The 1534-nt window shown below is 35.7% G+C and carries 1 protein-coding gene; it reads left to right on the forward strand.

The window, feature by feature from the left end:
• Positions 1-70: 70 nt before the first annotated feature.
• Positions 71-1534: adenine deaminase (locus VK998_RS07705; RefSeq protein ID WP_325227320.1), on the forward strand; the 1464-nt coding region annotated here is incomplete at its 3' end.

A 1534-nucleotide genomic window follows, 5' to 3' on the forward strand; every position in this document is an offset into this window, starting at 1 on the left:
CAGCAGGGACGGTTCTTTATGTCCTAAACAACTGTGAATTATGAATTGAACAAGGGAAAGGAGGAATAATTTGGATACCAAATATATGAAGATGGCAATGGAATATAGGAATTTAATCGATGTTTTAATGGGCGACAAAGAATTTGCTGATGTAGTTTTATTTGATGGAGAAGTAGTAAATGTCATCACTAGAGAAGTTTATAAAGCCGACATTGCCATTAAAGGACAATATATAGTATTGGTAGGAGATTGTAAGGATTTAATTGGACCAGATACATTGGTTATAGATGTTAGAGGAAAGTATCTATCTCCAGGATTTATAGATTCTCATATGCATTTTGAATCTAGTATGCTTACTATAACAGAGTTTTCCAGGCTTTCAATTCCATCAGGTACAACTACTTTAGTGGCGGATCCTCATGAAATAGGTAATGCTCTAGGGACTGTTGGAATGAAAGCAATGGCTGATGAAATAGATTCGGTACCCAATAAGGTTAAGTTAGTGGTACCGGCTTTGACTCCAGATTGCCCAGATTTAGAAACGGCAGGGGTTGATATTACATCAAAGGATATGGAAGAATTATTGAATTATAAAAATATAATTGGAATAGGTGAGTTACAAGGTTTTAGTAATGCTAAACATGTATATAAGAATACACCTGAAATAATTACAGATTTGCTTGCTTCAACTATGTATGCTCAATCTAAGGGAATGGTAGTAGATGGTAATGCACCAGAATTATTTGGCAATGAATTAGCAGCTCATATTATATCCACAGGAGGTAGATGTTCTTGCCATGAGACCACTACCAAGGAAGAAGCTGTGGAGAAGTTAAGACAAGGTGTATATCTATTTATGAGGGAAGGCTCTACTCAGAAGAATATGGCTGAGTGTATTAGGGCTGTAACTGAGGAAGGTATGGATTCTAGAAGATGTATATTAGCTACTGATGATATGGTAGCAGCAGATCTAGAAACTTTAGGTCATATGAATGAAATCGTAAGAAGAACTATTAAACAAGGGGTAGATCCAATAGAAGCTATACAAATGGTTACTATAAATCCAGCCACATATTTTAAACTTGATAATGTAGGAGTATTAGCTCCTGGTAAAGCTGCAGATATAGCAGTTATAGATGATTTAAATGAGATGACAGTTGATGGAGTGTTTATAGATGGCAAATTAATAGCTTCAAAAGGGGAATTACTAATAGATTTACCTAAATATACTTATCCATTAGAGGTAAAAGAATCTGTAAGAATCGCTCCAATAACTGAAAAGGATTTACAGATAGAAACTGAAGGAACAACAGCAAAAGTTAGATGTATAGAGGTAATACCAGATCAAAACTTGACAGGCAAACTAGAAGAAACAGTAAAAGTGTATAACGGAGTAGCTGAACCAGATGTGTCTACAGATACTTTAGGCATAGCTTGTGTAGAAAGATATGGTAGAACAGGCAATATAGGAAAAGCCTTTGTGAAAGGTTTTGGCATGAGGGATGGAGCCTTTGCTGAATCCGTAGGCCATGAT

Origin of the sequence: Schnuerera sp. (genome assembly GCF_035459645.1) — a bacterium.
In the GTDB taxonomy this organism is placed as follows: domain Bacteria; phylum Bacillota; class Clostridia; order Tissierellales; family Tepidimicrobiaceae; genus Schnuerera.